This window comes from Pontibacter deserti, assembly GCF_023630255.1.
GTDB classification, from domain to species: Bacteria; Bacteroidota; Bacteroidia; order Cytophagales; family Hymenobacteraceae; genus Pontibacter; species Pontibacter deserti.
On record NZ_JALPRS010000001.1, the window covers coordinates 1,393,472 to 1,415,982 of the forward strand.

Below are 22,511 nucleotides of genomic sequence, written 5' to 3' on the forward strand. Positions count from 1 at the left end.
CCATAAAAGCATAAATTTAAAGCATGGCTTTAGACCTGAATCATAAGTCTATATTGGTAACGGGCGGTACGGGCTCGTTTGGTAAAAAATTTGTGGAAATGGTGTTTGCACGGTTTCCGGATGTGAAGCGCCTTGTAATCTACTCCCGCGACGAGCTGAAACAGTTCGAAATGTCGCAGACTTTTCCGCACAGCAAGTATAACGCTATTCGCTATTTTATTGGCGATGTACGCGATGGAGAGCGTTTCAAGCGCGCCTGCGAAGGAATCGACATTATAGTGCATGCCGCTGCCATGAAGCAGGTACCTGCGGCCGAGTATAACCCGATGGAGTGCATCAAAACCAACGTGTTAGGCGCAGAAAATATCATAAATGCAGCTTTGGATAGTGGCGTGAAAGATGTGGTTGCGCTGTCTACGGATAAAGCAGCTGCCCCGATAAACCTGTACGGCGCTACCAAACTATGTTCTGATAAACTTTTTGTAGCAGCCAACAACATGAAAGGCAAACGCGACATCAAGTTTTCGGTGGTGCGCTATGGTAACGTAATCGGCTCCCGTGGCTCGGTGGTGCCTTTCTTTTTGAAGAAACGCGAAGAAGGTGTGCTGCCTATCACCCACCAGGACATGACCAGGTTCAACATCTCGTTGGAAGAAGGCGTGGAAATGGTGTTTCATGCGCTGGAAAAACACTGGGGTGGCGAGATTTTCGTACCCAAAATACCATCTTATGTGATCACGGAACTGGCCAAAGCGATAGGGCCGGATTGTAAACAGGAGATCGTTGGTATTCGTCCGGGAGAGAAACTGCACGAAGAGATGATCACCGAAACTGACTCGCTGAACACCGTGGAGCTGGACAAATATTACGTTATACTTCCATCTACGCCAACCTGGACAACTGAATCTTTCCTGAAGGAATTTAATGGTAAAATGGTACCGCTTGGCTTTAAGTATAACTCGGGAACCAACGATGAATGGCTATCAGCAGAGCAACTGCGCGACCAGATCCGCCAGCACGTAGACCCGAATTTTACGGTTTAGTAAGACAACAGACACAAGTATTAAGATACAAGATTTCAGACTCGTGACTCAGCACTCAGAACTCAGAACTAATAGCAAGCCTATTCCCTACGGTCGGCAGCACATTACGCAGGAAGATATTGATGCGGTGATAGAAACGCTGCAATCTGATTTCCTGACACAAGGGCCAAAAGTGGCGGAGTTTGAACAGGCTTTTGCCAACTATGTAGGCGCTAAGTATGCTGTTGCTGTTAGCAACGGTACAGCTGCGTTGCATTTATGTACATTGGCGTTAGGTGTAAATGAGAAATCCAGAGTTATAACCACGCCAATTACTTTTGTTGCTTCGGCTAACTGCGTTCGTTATTGTGGCGGCACCGTTGAGTTTGCTGACATCGACCCTGAAACTGCCCTGCTGGATATAAACAAGGTACGTGTGATGCTGGCCAGCAAACCTAAAGGTTACTATACCGGCATTATACCTGTAGATTTCGCAGGAAACCCAGTAAACCTGGAAGAATTCAGGAAACTAGCTGATGAGTATGGAGTTTGGATCATAGAAGATGCCTGCCATGCCCCTGGTGGTTATTTTACCGACAGCAACGGCGAAAAGCAGTCGTGCGGGAACGGTAACTATGCAGACCTAGCTATTTTCTCTTTCCATCCGGTAAAACACATTGCAACGGGCGAAGGCGGTATGATCACAACCAACAGCGACGAACTATACCAGGAACTGCTGAAACTAAGAACTCACGGCATTACCCGCGACCCGCAAATGATGGAAGAGAACCACGGTGGCTGGTACATGGAAATGCAGGAACTGGGCTACAACTATAGAATTCCGGATATGCTTTGTGCACTGGGCATTACGCAACTGCAGCGCGCCGATGCCGGCCTTGCCCGACGCAAAGGCATTGCCAAAGTATACGACGAAGCTTTTGCTGATGTAGCAGGTATAGAAGTACTGGGGACTTCTGGGGAGGCTATCTCTGAGAACGGTGACACCGGCCACGCTTATCACCTATATGTAATTAAAGTAGCTGACCGCAAAGGCTTATACGACTTCCTGCGACAGCATAACATCTTTGCACAGGTACATTATATTCCGGCGCATACCATGCCCTACTACAGGAATCTTGGCTACAAAAAAGGTAATTTCCCGGAAGCAGAAGGCTACTATAGCGCGTGCCTGAGCCTGCCGATGTACCCAAGCCTGACAGCCGAAGAGCAGGAATTTGTTATTGAGAAAGTGAAGGAGTTTGTGGTATGAAATCCATTGCCATTATTCCAGCCCGGGGAGGCAGCAAACGAATACCCAGAAAAAATATAAAATGTTTTTTGGGTAAACCAATTATCGCCTACTCTATACAAGCCGCGCTGGAATCTGGCTTGTTCGATGAAGTGATGGTATCTACGGATGATCCCGAAATAGCCGCTGTTGCAAAGCAATATGGTGCTACAGTACCATTCATGCGAAGCTCAGACAACGCTGACGATTATGCTACCACAGCAGCCGTAATTACGGAAGTGCTGCAGAATTATGCTGCTCAGGGTACACAATTTGATGTTGGTTGCTGCATCTATCCTACGGCACCCTTGATTAAGCTTTCAGCGCTATCAGAAGGGTATCAGCAACTGCAAACACAAAACTTTGACACTGTTTTTCCGGTTCTAAAGTATAGCTACCCGATCTGGAGAAGCCTGAAAATGGAAGCCGGTAAAGTAGCACTTAATTGGCCGGAGCACCTTAACAGCCGCTCGCAGGATCTGCCTGCTGCTTACCATGATGCCGGACAGTTCTACTGGTTTAGAACAGACAGGTTCTTAAGCTCACAAAAGCTATTTACTGATAACTCCGGAGCCGTAGAACTGGAAGAACTGGAGGTACAGGACGTCGACAACGAAACCGACTGGAAACTAGCAGAACTAAAGTATAAACTCATCCACCGTCTTGCATAGCACCAATCCTAAACGTCGCATCATTTTCCGTGCAGATGGTAACAGCCGCATTGGGTTGGGCCATGTGGTGCGGTCGCTGGCGCTGGCAAATATGCTGCACGATGCGTTTGAATGCGTGTTTGCCATTCAGGAGCCAGATGAAGCGCTGAAAGCACAGATACTGGAGACTTGTCATGGCATCATTTCTTTACCTGTTTGTGAGCCGTCAGAAGAGCGTTTTAACTACGAGTTGGTAGCATATATCTCAGAAGAAGAAATCGTGGTGCTGGATGGGTATAACTTTGGGACTGCTTACCAGGAAACAATAAAATCAAGAGATGCACAACTGGTTTGCATAGATGACATTCACTCCTACTCGTTTGTAGCAGATGTTGTGCTGAACCAGGCTGGTGGTGTAGATGCAGCAAAGTATAAAGTTACTTCTTACACCAGATTGTTACTAGGTCCGCAATATGCCTTGCTGCGTCCGACTTTCTTAGAGGCATCCAAACAAAACAGAGCTATACCTGAAGGCAAGCTACACCTACTGCTAAACCTAGGCGGCGCTGACCCCGAGAACTATACGTTGAAGCTGGCGCAGGAATTTGCTGATTTACATAATTCAGTAACTATAGAAATAGTAGTTGGCAGCGCATACAAACATCTGGACTCATTACAACACTGGTTGCACGATAAGCCAGACTATAACCTGCACCAGAACCTGGATGCCAAACAGATGTGCCAGCTAATGCAGCAATGCGCAGTGGCAGTTACCTCTGCAAGTGGAGTGGCATACGAATATGCCGCAGTAGGTGGTGCATTATTTATACTTCAGACAGCCGACAACCAGGCTGATCTTTACAGCTTTTTGACTGAAACTGGAGTTGCAAAGCCTTATAGTTCAGCAGATTTAACCACAAATGTTACAGAACAGTTAAAAGAGCAGGTAGCGATACAAAGGCAGTTCTTTGATGGGCAAAGTGATACCCGTTTACGTGCAATATTTAAGCAATTAGATTTAAGTGCGAGCCTTATACTTCGGAAAGCAACTATAGCCGACCTGCAACTGGTGTTTGAGTGGAACAACGATCCGGAAGTACGCCAACGGTCGTTTAACCCGGAGCCGATCTTACTAGAAAACCACACTCGCTGGTTTACAGCTAAGCTTGAAGATACTGCCTGTATATTTTATATTGCAGAAGTAGCTGGCACTCCTGCCGCACAAATCAGGTTTGACATTAAAGATGCAACTGCAACAATAAGCTACCTGATCAGCAAAGATTACCGGGGCAAAGGGTTAGGACATACGGTGCTTCAAAAAGGTATTTCAAAGTTAAAGTCTGAAGCGCCGGAAGTGAAGGTTATTGAAGGGCTTGTGCAGCAGGATAACACAGCATCTGTAAGAGCATTTGAGAAAGCCGGATTTACCTACGGAACCCCAGATAAGCAGCACCCGCAGGCACACCGGTTTGTACTGGAACTGGCGTAGTAAATATAATTTTAGAAGATCATGATCAACGAAATAAATATTGCCGGCCGTATGGTTGGTGCAGGTCACAAACCTTTTATTATTGCAGAGATGTCGGGTAACCATAACCAGTCGCTGGAGCGGGCGCTGGCTATAGTTGATGCTGCAGCGGATGCAGGTGCAGATGCTATAAAACTACAGACCTACACCGCCGACACCATGACCCTGCCGGGAGCTTTTATTATTGAGGATGAAAACTCTTTATGGAAAGGTCGCGAACTTTACGACCTGTACAAAGAAGCCTATACACCCTGGGAATGGCACAAGCCTATTTTTGAACGTGCCAAAGAACGAGGCATGATCGCTTTTTCTTCGCCCTTTGATGAAACAGCAGTTGATTTTCTGGAAGAACTGGGTGCACCTGTTTATAAAATTGCCTCTTTTGAGAACACAGACCACCCGCTGCTGCGAAAGGTTGCTGCAACTGATAAACCAGTAATTATGAGCACCGGAGCCGCCACCGTGCAGGAGGTAGCCGAAGCTGTGCAGGTGTTGCGAGATGCCGGTTGCCAGGAGCTTATACTTTTAAAGTGTACCTCCACCTACCCTTCTACCCCTGAAAATACCAACCTGCTGACCATACCCCATATGCGCGAGCTTTATGATGTGCAGGTGGGCTTATCAGACCACACCATGGGGGTTGGTGCAGCCGTAGCAGCTGTTGCCTTAGGCGCAACCGTTATCGAAAAACATTTTACGCTGCGCCGTGCCGATGGCGGTGTAGATTCTGCTTTCTCGCTTGAGCCGGAAGAACTGAAAATGCTGGTGGTAGAATCAGAAAGGGCATGGCAGGCGCTGGGCCACGTGCAGTATGGAGTGCAGAAAGCAGAAGAAAAAAGCCGCCTGTTCAAACGCTCGGTATATGCAGCCAAAGACATTGCTGCCGGCGAAGCCTTTACCAAAGACAACATCCGGGTTATTCGCCCGGGTTTAGGTTTGGCGCCGAAACATTACGATGAGCTGTTAGGAAAACCTGCTGCCACCAACATTAAAGCCGGCACGCCCCTTACCTGGGACATGGTATAACCCATGAAAAAGTGGTACGACCTGTACAGTAACATCCTGCACCTGCACTTTTCAGAAGGGTTCCTTAATCTCCCGGAGAGTGCTAAAAATGCCGTATCTCCTACTAAACCACTCACCCGCTTCCTGAAAGTACTTGGCTATAGTTTAGTCAGGCTGCTGGGTAATCTGTTTAAGTCTGTTGAGAAAGGCGACACACTAAACAGCAAAGTATGGCTGTATGTGGTTAGCCAGAATAACTACGACAGTCTGCAGTTTGTAAAAGATGGCTTACCAGATGCAGTTTTTGTAGCAGGCCAGAGCAAGGAAATAGGTAAGTATAATAAAGCTGTCCAACGTATTTCGCTACGTAGTAAGGTTCTGTACTACTATAAGTTTCTGCCCTTATACCTGGAATTCCTGAAGTATAAAAAAGGCAGCACCCTCCGGTTTTATGACATCTTGTTTGATGCTGTCGGGTTTTATGAAGTATACCTGCACAAACTAAGAAAGTATAAGCCCGCAGCCATCATTTTTGCAAATGATCACAACGCCGATGCCCGCGCCATGCTGCTTGCCGCCAGAGCCGCAGGTATAAAAACAGCTTATATCCAGCATGCCAGTGTCAGTCCTATTTTTCCGCCTCTACAGTTCGACCTAAACTTACTTGAAGGACAAGACTCATTGGATAAGTATAAACATTGTGGCCCAGTGGAAGGACGTGTAGAATTGGTAGGTATGCCCAAAGCAGATGCCTATGTTTCCTTCAGAAATAAAAACCTAGAAATAAGAACTATAGGTATTGGGTGCAATTTGATGGATAGTGTTGCTGAAATTGAGAGCCTACTGCGCCAGCTTTCTGCTGATTTTCCACAGATCAATTTTATACTTCGCCCCCACCCGCGCGACACCCGCAACTTTAAAAGTATAGCAAGTATCAATCCGAACATCAGCATCTCTGATGGTAAAAAGGTAGCAACATTTGATTACCTGCGCCAGATTGATGTTCAGATCAGTGGCAATTCCGGGATTCACCTGGAGGCAGTACTACTAAATGTCTGGTCCATCTTCTACAACATGAATTCAGAAGAAAACTTAAAAGACTATTATGGATTTATTAAGTTTGGTCTTGTAGATGCTTGCCTTGACTATGAAGGTCTGAAAGAACTTCTACAACAACATATGCACGAAAAGCCGGAGGTATACCAGCGTGCCATGTATTACAATGCTACAGTAGGCACTGAATATGATGGGAAAAGCGGTGAATTAGCGGTAAAATTTATAAAAGAGTTCTTAGCTTAAATAATATAATTACTATTTTTAATTTATAGTAATAACTAACAACACCTACCTATTTGAAAACACTTATACTTCTCTCCGTTACTTTACTTTTTTTGATCTTTTCAACTAAAACAAGCCAAGCACAAGGTTCCAGAAACGCACTTCAGTTTGATGGATATGATGATTATTTATTCTTTGATACAAATAATCGAGGCATAACAAATGAAGTTACTGTAGAAGCTTGGGTTAAAACTACTGCAACAAAACTACAATTAGTGACTGCGAAGTACGATCGGGATGCTGAGCACGGTTACCAGCTGGTAATGAACCAAGGACAGGCAGCTTTCTCTGGCAGAGATGGATCTGGGGAGTACAGAATCTCTGGTTATTCTCCAAAAATAATAAATGATAATCAATGGCATCACTTAGCTGGAGTTTGCAAAAATGGAACCTGGTCAATTTATATTGATGGAATATTAGAAAATCAATCAGTTACTGGTTATGCTTTTGTTGATCTTAGAAGTAATGCCCCTTTTACCGTTGGCAATTATTATATGGTGAACAGAGATTTCTTCAATGGACAAGTGGACGAATTGAAAATATGGAAGAAGGGTAAATCGGTTGAAGAAATACGAGCAGGCATGTGTCAAACTGCAAATTTATCAAGTAGCGACCTTGTTGTATATTTAAAATTTGATGAAGGCAATGGTAGTACCATACAAGACTTAAGCCCAACCAAAATCAGCGGTACTTTCCGGAATATGATTCCCGCATCAGCATGGGTTATTTCTGGCGCACCAATTGGCGATAAGAGTACATACTTATATCCAGCTTTATGGTCCGGGCAACAATTCGATTTGGCAAGCACAGGAGGAAACAGAATTGCGGTGACTTCAACAGACCCAACTCTAAAGGGAATGCACATTTACTCTGTTGAATCGCCACCTGCTTCTAATACTGGCATAGACTATCCCGCTCAGGTTAACGATTATTTTGGAGTATTTAAGGTTGGTAATGCGAGCTCTGGCTATAAAGTAACAGCTTACCAGGTCAATGCCGAATGTAACAGAAACATCTTTAAGCGAGATAATAATACAATAACCAGTTGGGCTAAAATTGCCAGCGCACAATCTCCTTCTTTTCCATTCTTCAATTCAACTGCTTCACAAAATGAAGTTGCTTTAACAACATATATCTCAGGAAGTATAACCATACAAAGCTCAGGCGACTTTTGTTCGGGTTCAAATGGTACCCTTTCCGTTAATACAAACGGAACAGTACTATGGAGTACGGGTGAAGTAACAAAAAGCATTTCTATAACTACAGGTGGTACCTATTCAGTGACTGTTACTGAAAATGGCTGTACTTCTGTTGGAACAATTTCTGTTAATGCTGTAAATCCTCCCATTGTAAATTTAGGTCCTGATAGAACAATTTGTGAAGGTGAAACAGCTGTGTTGGAAGCAACTGCAGGAGCATTTACATATAAATGGAGCACAGGCGCTACCACTCGCAGTATATATACCTCAACAGAGGGAACCTATTGGGTCCAGGTAACAAATACAACAGGATGCACTACAACTGACGAGATAAATATTAAGGTTAATCCCAAACCGGTTGTTAGCTTACCAACTAACCATGAGATATGCCCGGGTGAAAGTGTAACGCTAGACGCAACAGTTCCATTGGCCCAATATAGTTGGTCAACCGGTGCAACAACGGCAGCTATACCTGTATCTGTACCCGGAAATTATTGGGTTGATGTAACACTGAATGGGTGTAAAGTAAGACTTAATACTTCTGTTACATACAAAGCTCAGCAAACATTTACAATTAGTGGTGCTTTAACTTTTTGCGAAGGCACAACAACTACGCTTAGTGTACCAGACATTGGGAATATTCTTTGGAGTAATGGAGCCACTACGCCAAGTATAACAGTAGCTGACGGAGGAACTTACAGTGCACAGACTATAGTAAATGGCTGCACTTTAACCAGCCAGGTGCAGGTTGCAAAAATTTCAAAACCAGTGTTTAGTTTAGGAGATGACAAAACTATTTGTGCAGGAGAAAAAGTAAATCTTAATGCACCTATTAATATGGGTTCATACCGTTGGAATACGGGAGAGACTACATCATCTATCGAAGTCTCAGAATCAGGAGCTTATTGGGTAGAAATAACCAGTAAAGGCGGCTGTACTTACCGTGACGAAATAAATATAACTGTTAAATCTGAACCTGACTTTACTCTTCCTGCTGAAGTTAACACCTGTTATGGCGAATATGTAACCATTGATGCTACAACTGCAAATGCTGCTACTTATCTATGGAATAATGGTAAAACGACAGCAAGTATATCTGTTACAGCGCCTGCAGATCTGGAAGTGACGATTACAATAGGCGGCTGCGATTATGTACGCAAAATAAAGGTATCTGCCGACGAATGCCCTATTATACCAAACATCATTACTCCAAACAGGGATGGTAAAAACGATACATTTGTGCTGCAGGGTATCAACATTGACAACATAGAAATAGAAATCTTCAACCGGTGGGGCAAAAGCATATACAAACGTACGGGATATGATAATATGTGGGATGCTGATGGTGCGAATGCAGGTATCTACTATTACCATCTAAAGAGCCGGCAAACAAATAAAGACTATAAAGGCTGGGTTGAGATTATAAAATAGACCTATACTATACTTTTATAGTTAATAAGCCAAAACCTGTACCTTTGCTCCCTGACTTTAGCCAATGAGTAGACAATTACAGCGCGAAGGTATCTGGAACACCATCATCTCGTACGCCGGCATCTCGATCGGGTACGTGAACGTGCTCATTCTCTTCCCAAATATTCTTAATGAAGAACAGGTTGGCCTTACCCGCTTACTGCTGACTATAGCAGAAATGTTTGCACAGTTTGCGGCGCTCGGGTTCGTGAACATGAGCGTGCGGTATTTCCCTTACTTCCGCAACAAAGAAAAGCAGCACCACGGCTTTCTGTTTGTACTGCTGTCGGTGCCCATGTTTGGCTTTGCGCTTATTACGGTGTTGTTCCTGCTTTTTAAACCTGCCGTAGCTAACTACTACTCCGAGAACTCAGAGCTGCTGCTGGATTACTATTACTACATTATTCCGCTGGCGTTCTTCACGCTGCTGTTCAACCTTTTTACAGCTTATCTGCGGTCGCTTTTCAAAACTATAGTTTCCTCCTTTGTAAAAGACTTCCTTTCGAGGTTGCTGATACTGGTGCTGCTTATAGTTTATACGTTCGGGTGGATGGACTTCAGGATGTTTGTGATACTGTATGTAGCCGCAAACTCTGCTATTGCCCTAGTTTTGATTGCTTATACTTTGTGGCTGAAACAGCTACATATTAAACCCTCTTTTGCTGTTGCCGCAAGTATAGTTCCGATCAAAGAGATGCTTTACTTCGGGCTGTTCACGTTTATGGGCAACATTTCTGTTACCATCATAAAGTCTGTTGACCAGGTCATGATAAGTGCTGTAAGCCTGGCTGATAACGGAATTTATACGACATCCTTTTATATTACCAGCGCTATAGTTACCCCTGCACTGGCTATTTTCAAGATTGCATTTCCGCAGGTTGCTGAGTTCTGGAAGGATAAGAATATGCCTGGTCTGGCTAAGTTTTATAAACAGATCACGCTCATTAACCTGATCATTGGACTATTACTGTTCATTGGGATCTGGGCCAACCTGGATAACCTGTTCTCTTTTATGCCTGAGACTTATAGCGCCGGTAAATATGTAGTGTTGTTTCTGGCGATAGCCCGGCTGGTAGATCTGGCAACAGGTATAAACGGGATTATACTTGCTACTTCCGACAAATACCGCTGGGACCTGCTGTTCAATATTGTACTGGCTGCACTAACTATCTGGACCAACTCTATATTTATCCCGCTTTATGGTATGAATGGTGCTGCATTTGCCACCATGCTATCATTGATATTTATAAACCTGCTTCGGATGTTCTTTGTGTTGTGGGCTTATAAGATGCAGCCGTTTGCCTGGAGTTCGCTGGGAATAACTATCATAGCTCTTATCGCACTGGGTGTTTCTTACCTTATACCTTACCTCGGAAATGTGTACCTTGATATAGCTGTTCGTTCGGTAGCAATAACTATAGTTTATGGCTCGTTGGCCTTAGGCTTTAATGTATACCCGGAAATGAATGTATGGGTACGTAAGATCGTAAAAACCTATACTGGTATATAAACCAACAGCTAAGCTGGAAATTCTAAAGTATAGCCTGGCTGTAGTTTATAGAAAAGGGAAGCAACTTAATAAGTGACGGTTGTAAACGCAAAAGTCTCTTTATTGGAATCCAGCACTTTGCCGCTCTCGCATTTCAGCACGCGTTTAGGATAACGGTTGATGATCTCGTAGTTGTGTGTAGCCATAAGCACGGCTGTACCACTGTTGTTAATTTCCAGGAAGAGCTGCATAATTCCATCAGCTACAATTGGATCTAAGTTACCGGTTGGCTCATCAGCAATAAGTATAACCGGCTCGTTCAACAAAGCTCGGGCTACCACTATACGCTGCTGCTCACCGCCAGAAAGTTGATGCGGCATTTTGTTGGCAGTTGCATCCAGTCCAACTCGCATCAGCACTTCCGAAATACGTTGCTTTATTTTGCTTTTATCCTTCCAGCCGGTAGCACGCAACACAAAAGATAGGTTTTCAGCTACAGTACGGTCAAATAATAACTGGAAATCCTGGAAAATAATACCAATACGGCGACGCAGGAAAGGAATTTTTGAGCGGGATAATTTGCTCAATGTAAAATCAGAGACAGAAGCCGAACCCGTAAGCAAAGGTAAGTCGGCATACAAAGTTTTAAGTAAAGAGCTTTTACCGCTGCCTGTGCGCCCTACCAGGTACACAAACTCCCCTTTCTCAATATCAAAAGATACACCACTTAGAATGGTATTACTGTCCTGATAAACAGCTACATCGCGCAAAGATACTACGGGTGAAGAAGAAAAACTCATGGGTACTTAAATCTCTAATTTCTGCAGTTTACCAAATTCTAACGACTCTATCAAAGCGGCCAGCGCATCTTCCTTACCTTCCAGTCCATAGCGGTCCAGGTTTTTCAAAGGTCTGTCTGCACGGAAATAGGCAATCAGTACAAAATTACTATCACGTAACTGTATGTAATCCGGAATCTTGGCCTTGCCTTTAACTTTGATAATGTACATTTTTTGGGGAATTAAGAATTATGAATTACGAATTAAAAATAAGCAGCAAATCTTATCACTCATTCTTAATTCGTAACTCGTAATTCGTAATTAAATATTACTTATTGCCTTTTGCGTGATCTGCCAGGAACTTCTGCAGACCGATGTCAGTCAGCGGGTGGTTCAGCAGGCTTGTGATTACATTTAGCGGGCAGGTAACTACATCGGCACCGATCTCTGCACACTGTACTAAATGCATTACGTGGCGAACTGAAGCAGCAAGTACCTGTGTCTGGTAACCATAGTTCCCGTAGATCTGCACGATCTGCTCGATTAGCTGCATACCGTCAGTAGAAACGTCATCTAAGCGACCAACAAACGGAGAAACATACGTTGCACCAGCTTTTGCAGCAAGTATAGCCTGGCCAGCAGAGAATACAAGCGTGCAATTTGTTTTGATGCCTTTTTCACTGAAATATCGGATAGCTTTTACGCCATCACGGATCATTGGCACTTTAACAACAATGTTCGGGTGCAGATCAGCAAGGAACTCACCTTCTTTTACAATGTTTTCATAATCTGTAGCAATCACTTCTGCGCTGATGTCGCCATCTACAATTTCGCAGATCTTTTTGTAGTGCGCCATCACATTGTCATGACCAAAGATACCTTCTTTTGCCATCAGCGATGGGTTGGTTGTTACACCGTCCAGCACACCAAGATCGTGTGCTTCGTGAATTTCCTGCAGGTTTGCAGTATCGATAAAGAATTTCATATGAGATGGGATGATTATACCTGCAAAGCTAAGGTATAAATCCTGAAACCGGAAAGAAAGCGTATTTTTTTGAGAGTGGCAGCGAATGCCGTTGGGGTATGGGCAAAAAAAAGTGGCAAACCAACATCGCGCCGCTTCGACCGCCTACCCTTGCTACCTTCCGGTCCTGGGGGATTTGGCAGGAGCTGGCCGTGCCGATTTGCCGTTACAAAAGTACTGATTTTATCTTTCAATGCAAACTATATGGGTATAAAATCTGATTAAATTTGCTTCAAAACTATAAACAGCAGGTTTTCAGGTAGTATAAATTCTTCTACTGTCATTTCGTACGGAGTGAGAAATCTCATATGTCCTATAGGTGAAATTAGTTGCAAATTGAACCAAGCTGTCCTTTCATAGCCACTTCTAATCCTGGGAGCTTTACTTGCCTTCAGTTTTATAGCTAGCTTTGGTGCGTTCACGGCCCCGCGGCCCCGTCTTCGGGCATCGCGCTGCTGCTTTCTTGCTACCCTCGTTCCTCGGGTTGGCTGCGCCACCGCAATAAAAAGGCGCTCAACCCAAAGACTGATATCAGTTCAATAGCTAATCTATAGTTGATTGGAGGTGTTATAGTGGTTTAGCTTTTCATGCACTGTAGATCCGTAGGGACAGGTCTTGACCTGTCCGCTCTACAGGCTGTAACTATAGAACTAAAAGCTGTTGAACCTCCATAGGCAGCAACTGTCCCCTTGAGGGGACTATAGGGGTGTAATCGTGCATGAGAAATAACTTCCCGCCTTAGAAAAGAAGGGCCAGGGGGATTGAACCTCAGCAACTATATCCTCTCCTCTCGAAAAGTGTTAGCCATAAGTTAAACAACTACAACTATAAAACCAGCCCTTCAGGTAGCCATTTATTATTCCCCTATCCTTCACATATCTTCAAAAGTATTGGCAATTACTATAAAAGCGCCTTACCTTTGCGCATGCCAGAAAAAATTCTCATCCTCGACTTTGGCTCCCAATATACCCAACTCATAGCCAGAAGGGTTCGCGAGCTTAATGTATACTGTGAGATTTACCCCTACAACAATGTTCCTGCCCTCACAGCAGATGTAAAAGGTGTTATACTATCAGGTAGTCCCTGCTCTGTACGCGATGCCGAACACCCAACTATAGAACTTGAACAATACTTGGGCAAAATACCTGTTTTAGGTGTTTGCTATGGTGCACAGCTTATAGCCCATGAAAGCTATGGCGAAGTAACACCATCAACCATCCGGGAATATGGCCGTGCACGCTTATCTGAGCTGCATACTTCAAACCGCCTGATGAAAGAACTCACACTGGGTTCTGTAGTCTGGATGTCGCATGGCGATACGATAAAAGAGGTACCTGATAATTTCGAAATCATTGCCAGTACCGAAACGGTACGTGTGGCAGCCTATAAACTCCGTAACCAAGAAACTTACGGCATTCAGTTCCACCCGGAAGTAACACACTCTGACGAAGGCAAAATCCTGCTCCGCAACTTTGTAGTGCATATCTGCGATTGCCAGCAAGACTGGACTTCAGAACAGTTTGTGGATGCAACAGTGGCAGAACTAAAACAGCAACTGGGCAACGATAAAGTAGTACTTGGCTTATCAGGTGGTGTGGATTCCAGTGTGGCTGCCATGCTGATTCATCATGCGATTGGGAAGAACCTTTACTGTATTTTCGTAGATAACGGTCTTTTGCGCAAAGATGAGTTCGAGAATGTGCTGGATTCTTACAAGCACATGGGGCTGAATGTGAAAGGCGTAGATGCGAAAGACAAATTTTACGAAGCCCTCGCCGGCCTCACCGATCCGGAAGCAAAACGAAAAGCCATTGGTCGTGTGTTTATTGAAGTGTTCGACGAAGAAGCACATAAGATAGAAGATGTGAAGTGGCTGGCTCAAGGTACCATTTACCCTGATGTGATAGAGTCGTTGAGCGTGAAAGGCCCTTCAGCTACTATAAAATCGCACCACAACGTAGGTGGCTTACCAGACTTTATGAAACTTAAAGTGGTGGAGCCGCTTAAAACCTTATTCAAAGACGAAGTACGCCTGGTAGGTAAAACCCTGAAAATAGATGATGCTATACTTGGTCGTCACCCATTCCCGGGACCTGGCTTGGCCATCCGTATACTTGGCGATATCACTCCTGAAAAAGTAAACATCCTGCAGCAGGTAGATCATATCTTTATCAGCAACCTGAAAAAGTCTGGGTTATATGATGAAGTATGGCAGGCCGGTGCTATACTTACCCCGGTGCAATCGGTGGGTGTGATGGGCGATGAACGAACTTATGAGAATGTGGTTGCCTTGCGTGCCGTTACAAGTATAGATGGCATGACCGCCGACTGGAGCCGCTTACCGTATGAATTCCTGGCTGATGTATCGAACGAGATTATAAATAAAGTAAAAGGCGTTAACCGCGTTGTGTACGACATCAGCTCCAAACCACCTGCAACTATAGAGTGGGAATAGGCTAATGACTGAATTTTGATTGAGTGAATGAGTGATTAAAACCTCGTTAATTCACACATTCACTCAATCCCTCCTACAAAATTGAAAATATGAACAACTTCTGTAAAAGTATACTTGTTATGTTAACGTTGTCATTAGCCACCCCGGCTTTTGCGCAACAACACGAAGATGTAAAGTATAGCAACGGCAAGATCCTCCTGCAACAGCAGCGCTATGAGCAGGCAATGGCGGAGTTCCTGCCGGTTACATCTCAAGGAAACACGTACGCACCGGAAGCTTCATATTTTTATGCTTTAGCAGCTTTCAAGGCTAAAAAGTATAAAGAGTCGCAGGAAATGCTGCAGCAACTAAAGTCGCAGCACCCTGACTGGCAACAGATGTCTGATGCCTCCTATCTGCTTGCTAATGTGCTTTTTGAGCGCAGTAATTTTGACGAAGCCCTTACACAACTGCAACAGCTTAATTCATCAGAGTTAGCGAATGATGCAGCCGGTTTAGAGCGCTTTTACCTGCAAAAGATTTCAGATAAAGAGGCGTTTGAAAAACTGATTCAGCGATACCCAAATGATGCTATTCTGGCTCAGGTATATGCTGATAAACTGATGAGTGGCTGGTATCGCCCGGAGGATAAGGCAACATTAGAGCGTCTGGTAAACAAGCACAACCTGGACAAGAGCAAGTACCGGAATGCCGCAGCACGCCGCCAACAGGGGTACAATGTGGCCCTGCTCCTGCCCTTCCAGTTAAACCAGGATCTTAACCAGAATGCACGTAAAAACCAGTTTGTAAATGATCTGTATGCTGGTATGCAGCTGGCCCAGGATTCACTGGAGTCTCAAGGTATTAAATTGAATCTGTATACTTATGATGCAGGCGCAGATACTGCGACAGTAAGCCGTATACTTGGTTTGTCAGAAGTAAAGCAAATGGACATGGTAATAGGACCCGTTTATAAGAGTTCAGCCCGCATTGCCAGCCGCTTTGCACGTGCAACCGGGACACCGGTAATTAATCCATTGTCTCAGGATGCGGAATTGGCCGGCCAGAACAGCAATGTGTTCCTGTTTGAGTCATCGGTAGCTACGCAGGCACGACAGGCTGCTGCTTATGCATACAGCACTTTCTCTCCTAAAACAGCGGTTATACTTTTCGAGAACACAAAAGACGATACCACCTTTGCTTATTTTTATAAAGAGCATTTCAAGAAGTTAGGCGGTAAAATAAAGACGTACAAAAAAATCAGTTCCAGCCAGACTTCTGCAACTGCCAGCACGTTCAACAAACTCAATTTAACTGATGTAGGGCATATGGCTGTTTTCTCAGAGAAGATGGCAGCTGCCGTAAATGCGACCAGCAAATTACAAGCAAGTGCAGCTAAACTGCCTTTAGTTACTTATCATAAGTGGCTAGATATTAACCAGATCTCACTGCGCCAGTTAGATAACCTGGAAGTATACTTCATTAGTCCGAAATATATAGATTCTACAAGTCCTGCTGTAAAAAGCTTTAAACAACGCTACATCAACCGCTACAACATAACGCCATCTGTATATGCCTACGCTGGTTTCGAAATGCTATACTATTATGGAAGTATGTTACAGCAATATGGATCTAACTTAACCCAGGCCTTACTGGAGTCCGGAATTAAACCGGGAGCCTTATATCCAGCAGTTGGTTATACCAACAGATCCTCCAGAAACGAACTGCGCCCGGACAACCAGTTTGTACCGATTACGAAATTAGAAAACCTACAACTTATGGTAGTGAACACTGTTTACTAACTATAAAAACCAAATTTATACCTGATGAAGACAGCCCCAATCAGTGAAGAACTGTTTCAGAGAGCACAAAACTTTATACCTGGTGGTGTTAATTCCCCTGTTAGGGCGTTCAGAGCCGTAGGCGGTAACCCACGTTTCATAAAATCTGCTAAGGGAGCATATTTATTCGATGAAGATGGAAACCGTTACATGGAGTTCATCAACTCCTGGGGACCAATGATTCTCGGACATGCTGCAGAAATTGTGCAGGAGGCTGTACAGCAAGCTATCCCTAACTCCCTTTCCTTCGGTGCTCCTACCCGCAAGGAAATCGAAATTGCCGAGCTTATCATTAGCATGGTGCCAAGTATAGAAAAGGTGCGCATGGTAAACTCTGGAACCGAAGCTACCATGTCGGCTATTCGAGTGGCGCGTGGTTATACCGGCCGCGACAAGATCATCAAATTTGAAGGTTGCTACCACGGTCACGGTGATTCTTTCCTGATTGCGGCTGGTAGCGGTGCCATTACACTTGGTGTTCCCGATAGCCCTGGTGTAACCAAAGGTGTCGCTAATGATACACTTACGGCCCCTTACAACAACCTGCAGGCTGTACAGACATTGGTTGATGCCAACAGAGGTAATGTGGCTGCTATTATTTTAGAGCCGGTTGCGGGTAATATGGGCCTTGTACTTCCTACTCCGGAGTTCTTGCAAGGCCTGCGCGACCTGTGTACCAAAGAAGGCATTGTGCTGATATTTGATGAAGTAATGACAGGTTTCAGACTTGCTCCGGGTGGTGCTCAGCAGCTATTTGGTGTTACTCCGGACATGACCACACTAGGCAAAATTATAGGTGGTGGTATGCCGGTTGGCGCATACGGTGGTAAGAAAGAAATAATGGATTGTGTTGCTCCGGCCGGGCCAGTTTACCAGGCTGGTACCCTATCCGGTAACCCGATTGCCATGTCGGCGGGTATGGCGATGCTGAATTACTTGAAGAATAATCCGCAGGTATACACCCAGCTTGATGAAACTACTGAACGCATGATTTCAGGAATGCGAAATAACATGCAGCAGTTGGGTCTGAACTATACTATAAATAAAGTAGGTTCGATGTTCACTATCTTCTTTACTGATCAGCCGGTAACTGATTTTGATAGTGCAAAAACATCTGATACAGCTCTGTTTGGCCGTTACTTTAACGAGATGCTGCAGCGTGGAATCTACCTTGCCCCTTCTCAGTATGAATCGCTGTTTGTTTCTACAGCAATTACACCGGAACTGGTAGACGAATATATCCAAGCAAACTATGATGCATTAAAAGCGATTCAGGGCTAAGTATAAAGTATAACTAAGAAGAAAGCGGCAGTTCCTGAAAATGGTGCTGCCGCTTTTCAGTTTATACTTGGTGTATATAGGCTTTATTCATTACTTTTACAATTAACTTTTAGCGTGCAATTTCCATGATCTTAACAGATAACCAGATTTTAAAAGAGATAGAGAAAGGTACTATCCTGATCGAGCCATTTAAGCGTTCCAGCCTCGGCACAAACTCCTACGATGTGCATTTGGGCCGTTACCTAGCCACCTATCGTGATGAGATTCTGGACGCACGCCAGCACAACGAAATTGATGTTTTCGAGATACCGGAAGAAGGGATCGTACTTCGCCCGGAAACTTTATACCTGGGCGTAACTTTAGAATATACTGAAACACATGCACATGTACCTTTCCTGGAAGGGAAATCAAGTGTTGGCCGTTTAGGTATAGACATTCATGCTACTGCCGGCAAAGGCGATGTAGGCTTCTGTAACACCTGGACACTGGAGATTTCTGTAACGCAGCCGGTGCGTGTTTACTATGGTATGCCGATTGGCCAACTGATCTATTTTGAGGTTAGCGGCGGTATCGAGAACTACTACAACAAGAAAGAGAACGCCAAGTATAACAATCGCACCATCACTCCCGTTGAATCTATGATGTGGAAGAACAACTGGTAGCATTACACCAATAACAGGCAATAAAAGAGCCATTCCACACCGGAGTGGCTCTTTTGGCATAATAACTGCAATACATCTTACAGAAGAGAACAACTGGTAAACAGAAGAAAATTTAACTGCTAAATGAATTTTTTTGGACGCAGGTTGGTTTAAAGAATAACAACAGGGAAGTAAAGTAAAACAGGAAAAGACAAACGCTATGAAAAGATTATTGGTATCAACATTCGCTTGCTTAAGCATTATTTTCTCAGCAGCAGCAAACGGAAATGAGAAATCCCTGACAGTGGAAAACAGAGCCAACAACCTCTCAGATCAGATGATCAGAGAACTGCGTCTAAATAACTACCAGTCTAACAAGCTTAGAGAAATAAACCTGGAAGTAGTAGCCAAGATGATGGCTGTAGAAGCTGAATTCAAAGGCAACCAGGAACTGATCGATCAGAAATGCAAAGCAATATGCTCTGAGCGTGATGAGAAGCTGGAAAATGTATTGAGCACAGTACAATACAATAACTACTTCGGCGATCGTAAAGTGTACAGCAAATACGATAAAGATTTTGTAGCTAGCGCAGGTCAGGCTTCTGAGAGCACAAAAGCTTTAGCAAGCACTACAGCTGAAACTGAAGTACCGACTGTAAACTAATTTATATCCAATCTATAAAACAAAAAAGACCGCTAAACATAGCGGTCTTTTTTGTTTTATACTTTATACTATTGATTGTTCTTCTGGCGTTCTGCTTCCACATGGTTCATCAGGTCTTCGCAAAGCGCGCGCATCTTTTGAGCCATCACGTTGTCGCTGGTAGCTGTAGCTATACTTTGCGCCATCGCACCAATTGTATCAATATAAAAATATTTCATCTCATCTACAGGCATGTCCTTTGTCCATAAATCAATTTTCATAGTACCGGCTTCATCTCTGTCCCAAAGCGAAATGTTGATCGCTTTTGCAAAATGAATCTTTTCACCAGCATCAGTAGCGCGCCAGCTAATAGCTTCAGGTATCTTCTGATCGTCAAGTGCTATGCTAAAGTATATTTCAGACTTCTTCATTTTCTTAATTTTTAAACTTTATAGTATCTAAATCTCGTAATATGCCTGATTACATATATTACCTACAAAGTTACGCGATGCGCCACGGAATAAAAATACTCTTTACGCTTTTTACCCTTTTCACCCTTACCGGTTGTGCCGGCCTGCTAACCCGCTCAGACAAAACCTATGCTGTCGGCTTTTATAACCTCGAAAAACTATACGACAGCAAAGCAAATGCCCGTAATATGGACTATACGCCTACTGGTACCATGAAATGGGATGATAAGCGTTACCAGCAAAAGCTAAAGAATATGGCCCAGGCCATTGTAACAATAGGCGGAAACGACGGACCGGCTGTACTTGGTATAACAGAAGCTGAAAGTCGTAAAGTACTGGATGACCTTGTAAACACTCCCCCGCTAAAGAAAAAGAAGTATGGCATAATCCATTTTGAGTCTGATGACCCACTTGGGCTTGACGTTGCGCTCTTATATAACCCTAAACGTTTTAAGCCGACTCTACAGAAAATAATAAGAGTAAATTACCCACAGCGTAACTTTAAAGGGAAAGATATATTGCAGGTTAAAGGCATGATGGCTGGCGAACCTGTAACCATCTATGTAAACCACTGGCCTCCAAATTATGGGAAAACACGTCAGGGCAACCGCAACAGACAGGCAGCCGCTAAAAAACTTCGTCAGCAGATAGATGCAGAGCTCAAAACAAATCCTGATGCCAATATTATTGTGATGGGTGACTTTGATGAAGAACCTAGATCAAAAATTTTACAGCAGACTTTAAAGGCCAACGGCAGACCAAACCCTTATTATAAAGAAGACCTGTTCAATACTTTTTACATTAACTATGTTCAGGGTTTGGGCAGCTTCTATAAACGTGGAGATTTTAAAATGCTAGACCAGATCATGGTATCTAAGGGATTACTGGATACAAAAGGGTTGGAATATGTACAGGGTTCAGCCCTGATACATGATCCTGAATTTCTGAAGTATACCTTCGGTAAGTATAAGAATACCCCAAGAACTACTTTTTCGGGCACCACTTATATAGGGGGTTACTCTGATCACTTCCCCGTCTATATAAAAGTTAAAGTAAATAAATAACAGCCCCCTCAGGTTATATACTGATTTTAAGACGCCTCAAATGCGTCTTTTTTTGTGCCTTATACTTGTCTGAAAATACAGAAGGCGGGCTTGTAGGCCCGCCTTCTGCGCGTTAGGAGAAATATATTCCTTATACGTAGTTGTTCAGCATTACAGGCATTACCAGCATCAAAACATTTTCGTTGTCTTCGTTGGCAAGCGGCATAAGCAAACCAGCTCTGTTTGGAGTTGATAGCTCAAATGTGATCTCATCAGAGTCCATGTTATTCAGCATCTCGATCAGGAACTTCGCGTTAAAGCCGATTTCCATATCTTCGCCATCATACTGGCAGGTCAAACGCTCATTTGCCTCGTTAGAGAAGTCTAGGTCTTCAGCAGAAACCTGCAGCTCTGAACCAGAAAGTTTCAAACGGATCTGGTGCGTAGTTTTATTTGAGTAGATAGAAATACGCTTAACAGAACTCAATAGAGCTTGACGTTCAATGATCAGTTTATTCGGGTTCTGAACAGGGATAACGTTCTCATAATCCGGATAACGCTCATCTATCAGACGGCAAATCATACGGATATTGTCGAAGCTGAAGAACGCGTTTGAGTTATTGAACTCCACGCGAACTGAAGTAGCCTCAGTTGGTAACGTAGACTTCAGCAGCGTGAAAGCCTTGCGAGGGATAATCAGCGATGCTTCCTGGCTGGTAGCGATATCGGTACGGCGGTAACGCAGCAGTCTGTGGCCATCAGTAGCTACAAATGTAACGTTATCAGAACGAAGCTGCACAAATATACCCGTCATGGCCGGACGAAGCTCATCGTTGCTAACTGCAAAGATGGTTTTGTTGATAGCCCTTGAAAGTACATTAGAAGGGATCTCAATCGCGTTGCCACCTTTTACAACAGGCACACGTGGGAAATCTGTCGCATTCTCGCCAGACAGTTTATAACGGCCGTTCGATGAGCTGATCTCGATAGTATAAGTTTCTTCGTCTATAGTGAAAGTAACCGGCTGGTCTGGCAGGTTCTTCAGGGTATCCAACAAAATTTTAGCTGGAGCGGCAATACGGCCATTTTCTTTTGCCTCAACAGGTAATTCCGTGATCATGGAAGTTTCCAGGTCGCTGGCAGTAATGGTTAAAGTGCTGTCGCTGATCTCGAACAGGAAGTTCTCAAGGATGGGCACTACCGGGTTGTTGGTTACCACCCCATTTATGCTGGCTAACTGCTTCAGCAGCGCAGATGAAGAAACTATAAATTTCATTCTATATCCCTATAATGTTATTTAGGCAAAGTTAAAAATAATTCGGATTTATACTAAGTCCGGAAGCAAAGGTTTTATAGATTTATACCT

The 22,511-nt window shown here is 43.9% G+C and carries 19 protein-coding genes and 1 other RNA gene; 14 read left to right on the top strand and 6 right to left on the bottom strand.

Going from position 1 to position 22,511, the window contains the following annotated elements:
• Nucleotides 1-23 precede the first annotated feature (23 nt).
• The 8 genes from pseB to MJ612_RS06050 all read left to right on the top strand — a co-directional run bounded on the left by pseB (nucleotide 24) and on the right by MJ612_RS06050 (nucleotide 11,010).
• On the top strand, nucleotides 24-1,043 hold the full coding sequence (gene pseB, locus MJ612_RS06015) for a UDP-N-acetylglucosamine 4,6-dehydratase (inverting) (RefSeq protein WP_187030412.1): 1,020 nt from the start codon (nucleotides 24-26) through the stop codon (nucleotides 1,041-1,043).
• Nucleotides 1,044-1,086: 43 nt separating this feature from the next.
• Entirely contained in the window at nucleotides 1,087-2,292 is a 1,206-nt protein-coding gene (gene pseC, locus MJ612_RS06020; RefSeq protein ID WP_187030414.1) for a UDP-4-amino-4,6-dideoxy-N-acetyl-beta-L-altrosamine transaminase, read from the top strand.
• On the top strand, nucleotides 2,289-2,981 hold the full coding sequence (pseF, locus tag MJ612_RS06025) for a pseudaminic acid cytidylyltransferase (protein ID WP_187030416.1): 693 nt from the start codon (nucleotides 2,289-2,291) through the stop codon (nucleotides 2,979-2,981). The genes pseC and pseF overlap by 4 nt, the downstream gene beginning before the upstream one ends.
• Nucleotides 2,974-4,449 (top strand): UDP-2,4-diacetamido-2,4,6-trideoxy-beta-L-altropyranose hydrolase, encoded by a 1,476-nt coding sequence (pseG, locus tag MJ612_RS06030; RefSeq protein WP_250419070.1) that lies wholly within the window; start codon nucleotides 2,974-2,976, stop codon nucleotides 4,447-4,449. Before pseF ends, pseG begins: the two co-directional genes overlap by 8 nt.
• 21 nt (nucleotides 4,450-4,470) lie before the next feature.
• Nucleotides 4,471-5,514, top strand: coding sequence for a pseudaminic acid synthase (pseI, locus tag MJ612_RS06035; RefSeq protein WP_187030418.1), 1,044 nt, complete (start codon nucleotides 4,471-4,473; stop codon nucleotides 5,512-5,514).
• Nucleotides 5,515-5,517: 3 nt separating this feature from the next.
• Nucleotides 5,518-6,792, top strand: a complete 1,275-nt coding sequence (locus MJ612_RS06040) for a glycosyltransferase family protein (protein ID WP_187030421.1) — start codon at nucleotides 5,518-5,520, stop codon at nucleotides 6,790-6,792.
• A 53-nt stretch (nucleotides 6,793-6,845) separates the two neighbouring features.
• A complete protein-coding gene (locus MJ612_RS06045; protein ID WP_187030423.1) occupies nucleotides 6,846-9,461 on the top strand; it encodes a LamG-like jellyroll fold domain-containing protein in 2,616 nt (871 codons plus the stop codon).
• A gap of 64 nt (nucleotides 9,462-9,525) precedes the next feature.
• A complete protein-coding gene (locus MJ612_RS06050; RefSeq protein WP_187030425.1) occupies nucleotides 9,526-11,010 on the top strand; it encodes a lipopolysaccharide biosynthesis protein in 1,485 nt (494 codons plus the stop codon).
• Nucleotides 11,011-11,075: 65 nt separating this feature from the next.
• Here MJ612_RS06050 and MJ612_RS06055 read toward each other — a convergent pair whose 3' ends face one another.
• The 4 genes from MJ612_RS06055 to ffs form a co-directional block, all read right to left on the bottom strand.
• Nucleotides 11,076-11,789: a cell division ATP-binding protein FtsE gene (locus tag MJ612_RS06055; RefSeq protein WP_187030428.1), complete on the bottom strand. Its 714-nt coding sequence runs from the start codon at nucleotides 11,787-11,789 to the stop codon at nucleotides 11,076-11,078.
• A 6-nt stretch (nucleotides 11,790-11,795) separates the two neighbouring features.
• Nucleotides 11,796-11,999, bottom strand: coding sequence for a fructose-6-phosphate aldolase (locus MJ612_RS06060; RefSeq protein ID WP_162345577.1), 204 nt, complete (start codon nucleotides 11,997-11,999; stop codon nucleotides 11,796-11,798).
• A gap of 97 nt (nucleotides 12,000-12,096) precedes the next feature.
• Nucleotides 12,097-12,753, bottom strand: coding sequence for a fructose-6-phosphate aldolase (fsa, locus tag MJ612_RS06065; protein WP_187030430.1), 657 nt, complete (start codon nucleotides 12,751-12,753; stop codon nucleotides 12,097-12,099).
• A gap of 109 nt (nucleotides 12,754-12,862) precedes the next feature.
• An RNA gene (ffs, locus tag MJ612_RS06070) (signal recognition particle sRNA small type) lies at nucleotides 12,863-12,959 on the bottom strand.
• A 758-nt stretch (nucleotides 12,960-13,717) separates the two neighbouring features.
• On the opposite strand from ffs, the gene guaA reads away from it, so the two are divergent.
• From guaA to MJ612_RS06095, 5 genes are all read left to right on the top strand, one after another.
• Complete coding sequence (gene guaA / locus MJ612_RS06075) at nucleotides 13,718-15,247, top strand: glutamine-hydrolyzing GMP synthase (RefSeq protein WP_187030432.1); 1,530 nt, start codon at nucleotides 13,718-13,720, stop codon at nucleotides 15,245-15,247.
• Between the two features lie 89 nt (nucleotides 15,248-15,336).
• A complete protein-coding gene (locus tag MJ612_RS06080; RefSeq protein ID WP_187030434.1) occupies nucleotides 15,337-17,028 on the top strand; it encodes an ABC transporter substrate-binding protein in 1,692 nt (563 codons plus the stop codon).
• A 24-nt stretch (nucleotides 17,029-17,052) separates the two neighbouring features.
• Nucleotides 17,053-18,348 (top strand): glutamate-1-semialdehyde 2,1-aminomutase, encoded by a 1,296-nt coding sequence (gene hemL, locus MJ612_RS06085; RefSeq protein WP_187030436.1) that lies wholly within the window; start codon nucleotides 17,053-17,055, stop codon nucleotides 18,346-18,348.
• Between the two features lie 125 nt (nucleotides 18,349-18,473).
• Nucleotides 18,474-19,010 carry a dCTP deaminase gene (gene dcd, locus MJ612_RS06090; RefSeq protein WP_162345581.1) on the top strand — a complete coding sequence of 179 codons (537 nt, stop codon included), beginning with the start codon at nucleotides 18,474-18,476 and terminating at the stop codon, nucleotides 19,008-19,010.
• Nucleotides 19,011-19,209: 199 nt separating this feature from the next.
• A complete protein-coding gene (locus MJ612_RS06095) occupies nucleotides 19,210-19,653 on the top strand; it encodes a hypothetical protein (RefSeq protein ID WP_187030438.1) in 444 nt (147 codons plus the stop codon).
• 68 nt (nucleotides 19,654-19,721) lie between these two features.
• Here MJ612_RS06095 and gldC read toward each other — a convergent pair whose 3' ends face one another.
• The gene (gene gldC, locus MJ612_RS06100; protein WP_187030440.1) at nucleotides 19,722-20,063 is read right to left on the bottom strand and encodes a gliding motility protein GldC; all 342 of its coding nucleotides are present in this window, start codon (nucleotides 20,061-20,063) and stop codon (nucleotides 19,722-19,724) included.
• Between the two features lie 41 nt (nucleotides 20,064-20,104).
• Between gldC and MJ612_RS06105 the strand changes: the two genes are divergently transcribed.
• Complete coding sequence (locus MJ612_RS06105) at nucleotides 20,105-21,166, top strand: endonuclease/exonuclease/phosphatase family protein (protein ID WP_187030442.1); 1,062 nt, start codon at nucleotides 20,105-20,107, stop codon at nucleotides 21,164-21,166.
• 130 nt (nucleotides 21,167-21,296) lie between these two features.
• Here the strand turns inward: MJ612_RS06105 and dnaN are convergent, their stop codons facing one another.
• Nucleotides 21,297-22,421 (bottom strand): DNA polymerase III subunit beta, encoded by a 1,125-nt coding sequence (gene dnaN / locus MJ612_RS06110; protein WP_187030445.1) that lies wholly within the window; start codon nucleotides 22,419-22,421, stop codon nucleotides 21,297-21,299.
• Nucleotides 22,422-22,511 lie beyond the last annotated feature (90 nt).

Coding starts and splice junctions, on each gene's coding strand:
- pseB (WP_187030412.1), top strand. CDS start 24: ATGGCTTTAGACCTGAATCATAAGTCTATATTGGTAACGGGCGGTACG.
- pseF (WP_187030416.1), top strand. CDS start 2,289: ATGAAATCCATTGCCATTATTCCAGCCCGGGGAGGCAGCAAACGAATA.
- pseI (WP_187030418.1), top strand. CDS start 4,471: ATGATCAACGAAATAAATATTGCCGGCCGTATGGTTGGTGCAGGTCAC.
- MJ612_RS06040 (WP_187030421.1), top strand. CDS start 5,518: ATGAAAAAGTGGTACGACCTGTACAGTAACATCCTGCACCTGCACTTT.
- MJ612_RS06050 (WP_187030425.1), top strand. CDS start 9,526: ATGAGTAGACAATTACAGCGCGAAGGTATCTGGAACACCATCATCTCG.
- MJ612_RS06055 (WP_187030428.1), bottom strand. CDS start 11,789: ATGAGTTTTTCTTCTTCACCCGTAGTATCTTTGCGCGATGTAGCTGTT.
- MJ612_RS06060 (WP_162345577.1), bottom strand. CDS start 11,999: ATGTACATTATCAAAGTTAAAGGCAAGGCCAAGATTCCGGATTACATA.
- fsa (WP_187030430.1), bottom strand. CDS start 12,753: ATGAAATTCTTTATCGATACTGCAAACCTGCAGGAAATTCACGAAGCA.
- guaA (WP_187030432.1), top strand. CDS start 13,718: ATGCCAGAAAAAATTCTCATCCTCGACTTTGGCTCCCAATATACCCAA.
- MJ612_RS06080 (WP_187030434.1), top strand. CDS start 15,337: ATGAACAACTTCTGTAAAAGTATACTTGTTATGTTAACGTTGTCATTA.
- hemL (WP_187030436.1), top strand. CDS start 17,053: ATGAAGACAGCCCCAATCAGTGAAGAACTGTTTCAGAGAGCACAAAAC.
- dcd (WP_162345581.1), top strand. CDS start 18,474: ATGATCTTAACAGATAACCAGATTTTAAAAGAGATAGAGAAAGGTACT.
- MJ612_RS06095 (WP_187030438.1), top strand. CDS start 19,210: ATGAAAAGATTATTGGTATCAACATTCGCTTGCTTAAGCATTATTTTC.
- gldC (WP_187030440.1), bottom strand. CDS start 20,063: ATGAAGAAGTCTGAAATATACTTTAGCATAGCACTTGACGATCAGAAG.
- MJ612_RS06105 (WP_187030442.1), top strand. CDS start 20,105: ATGCCTGATTACATATATTACCTACAAAGTTACGCGATGCGCCACGGA.
- dnaN (WP_187030445.1), bottom strand. CDS start 22,421: ATGAAATTTATAGTTTCTTCATCTGCGCTGCTGAAGCAGTTAGCCAGC.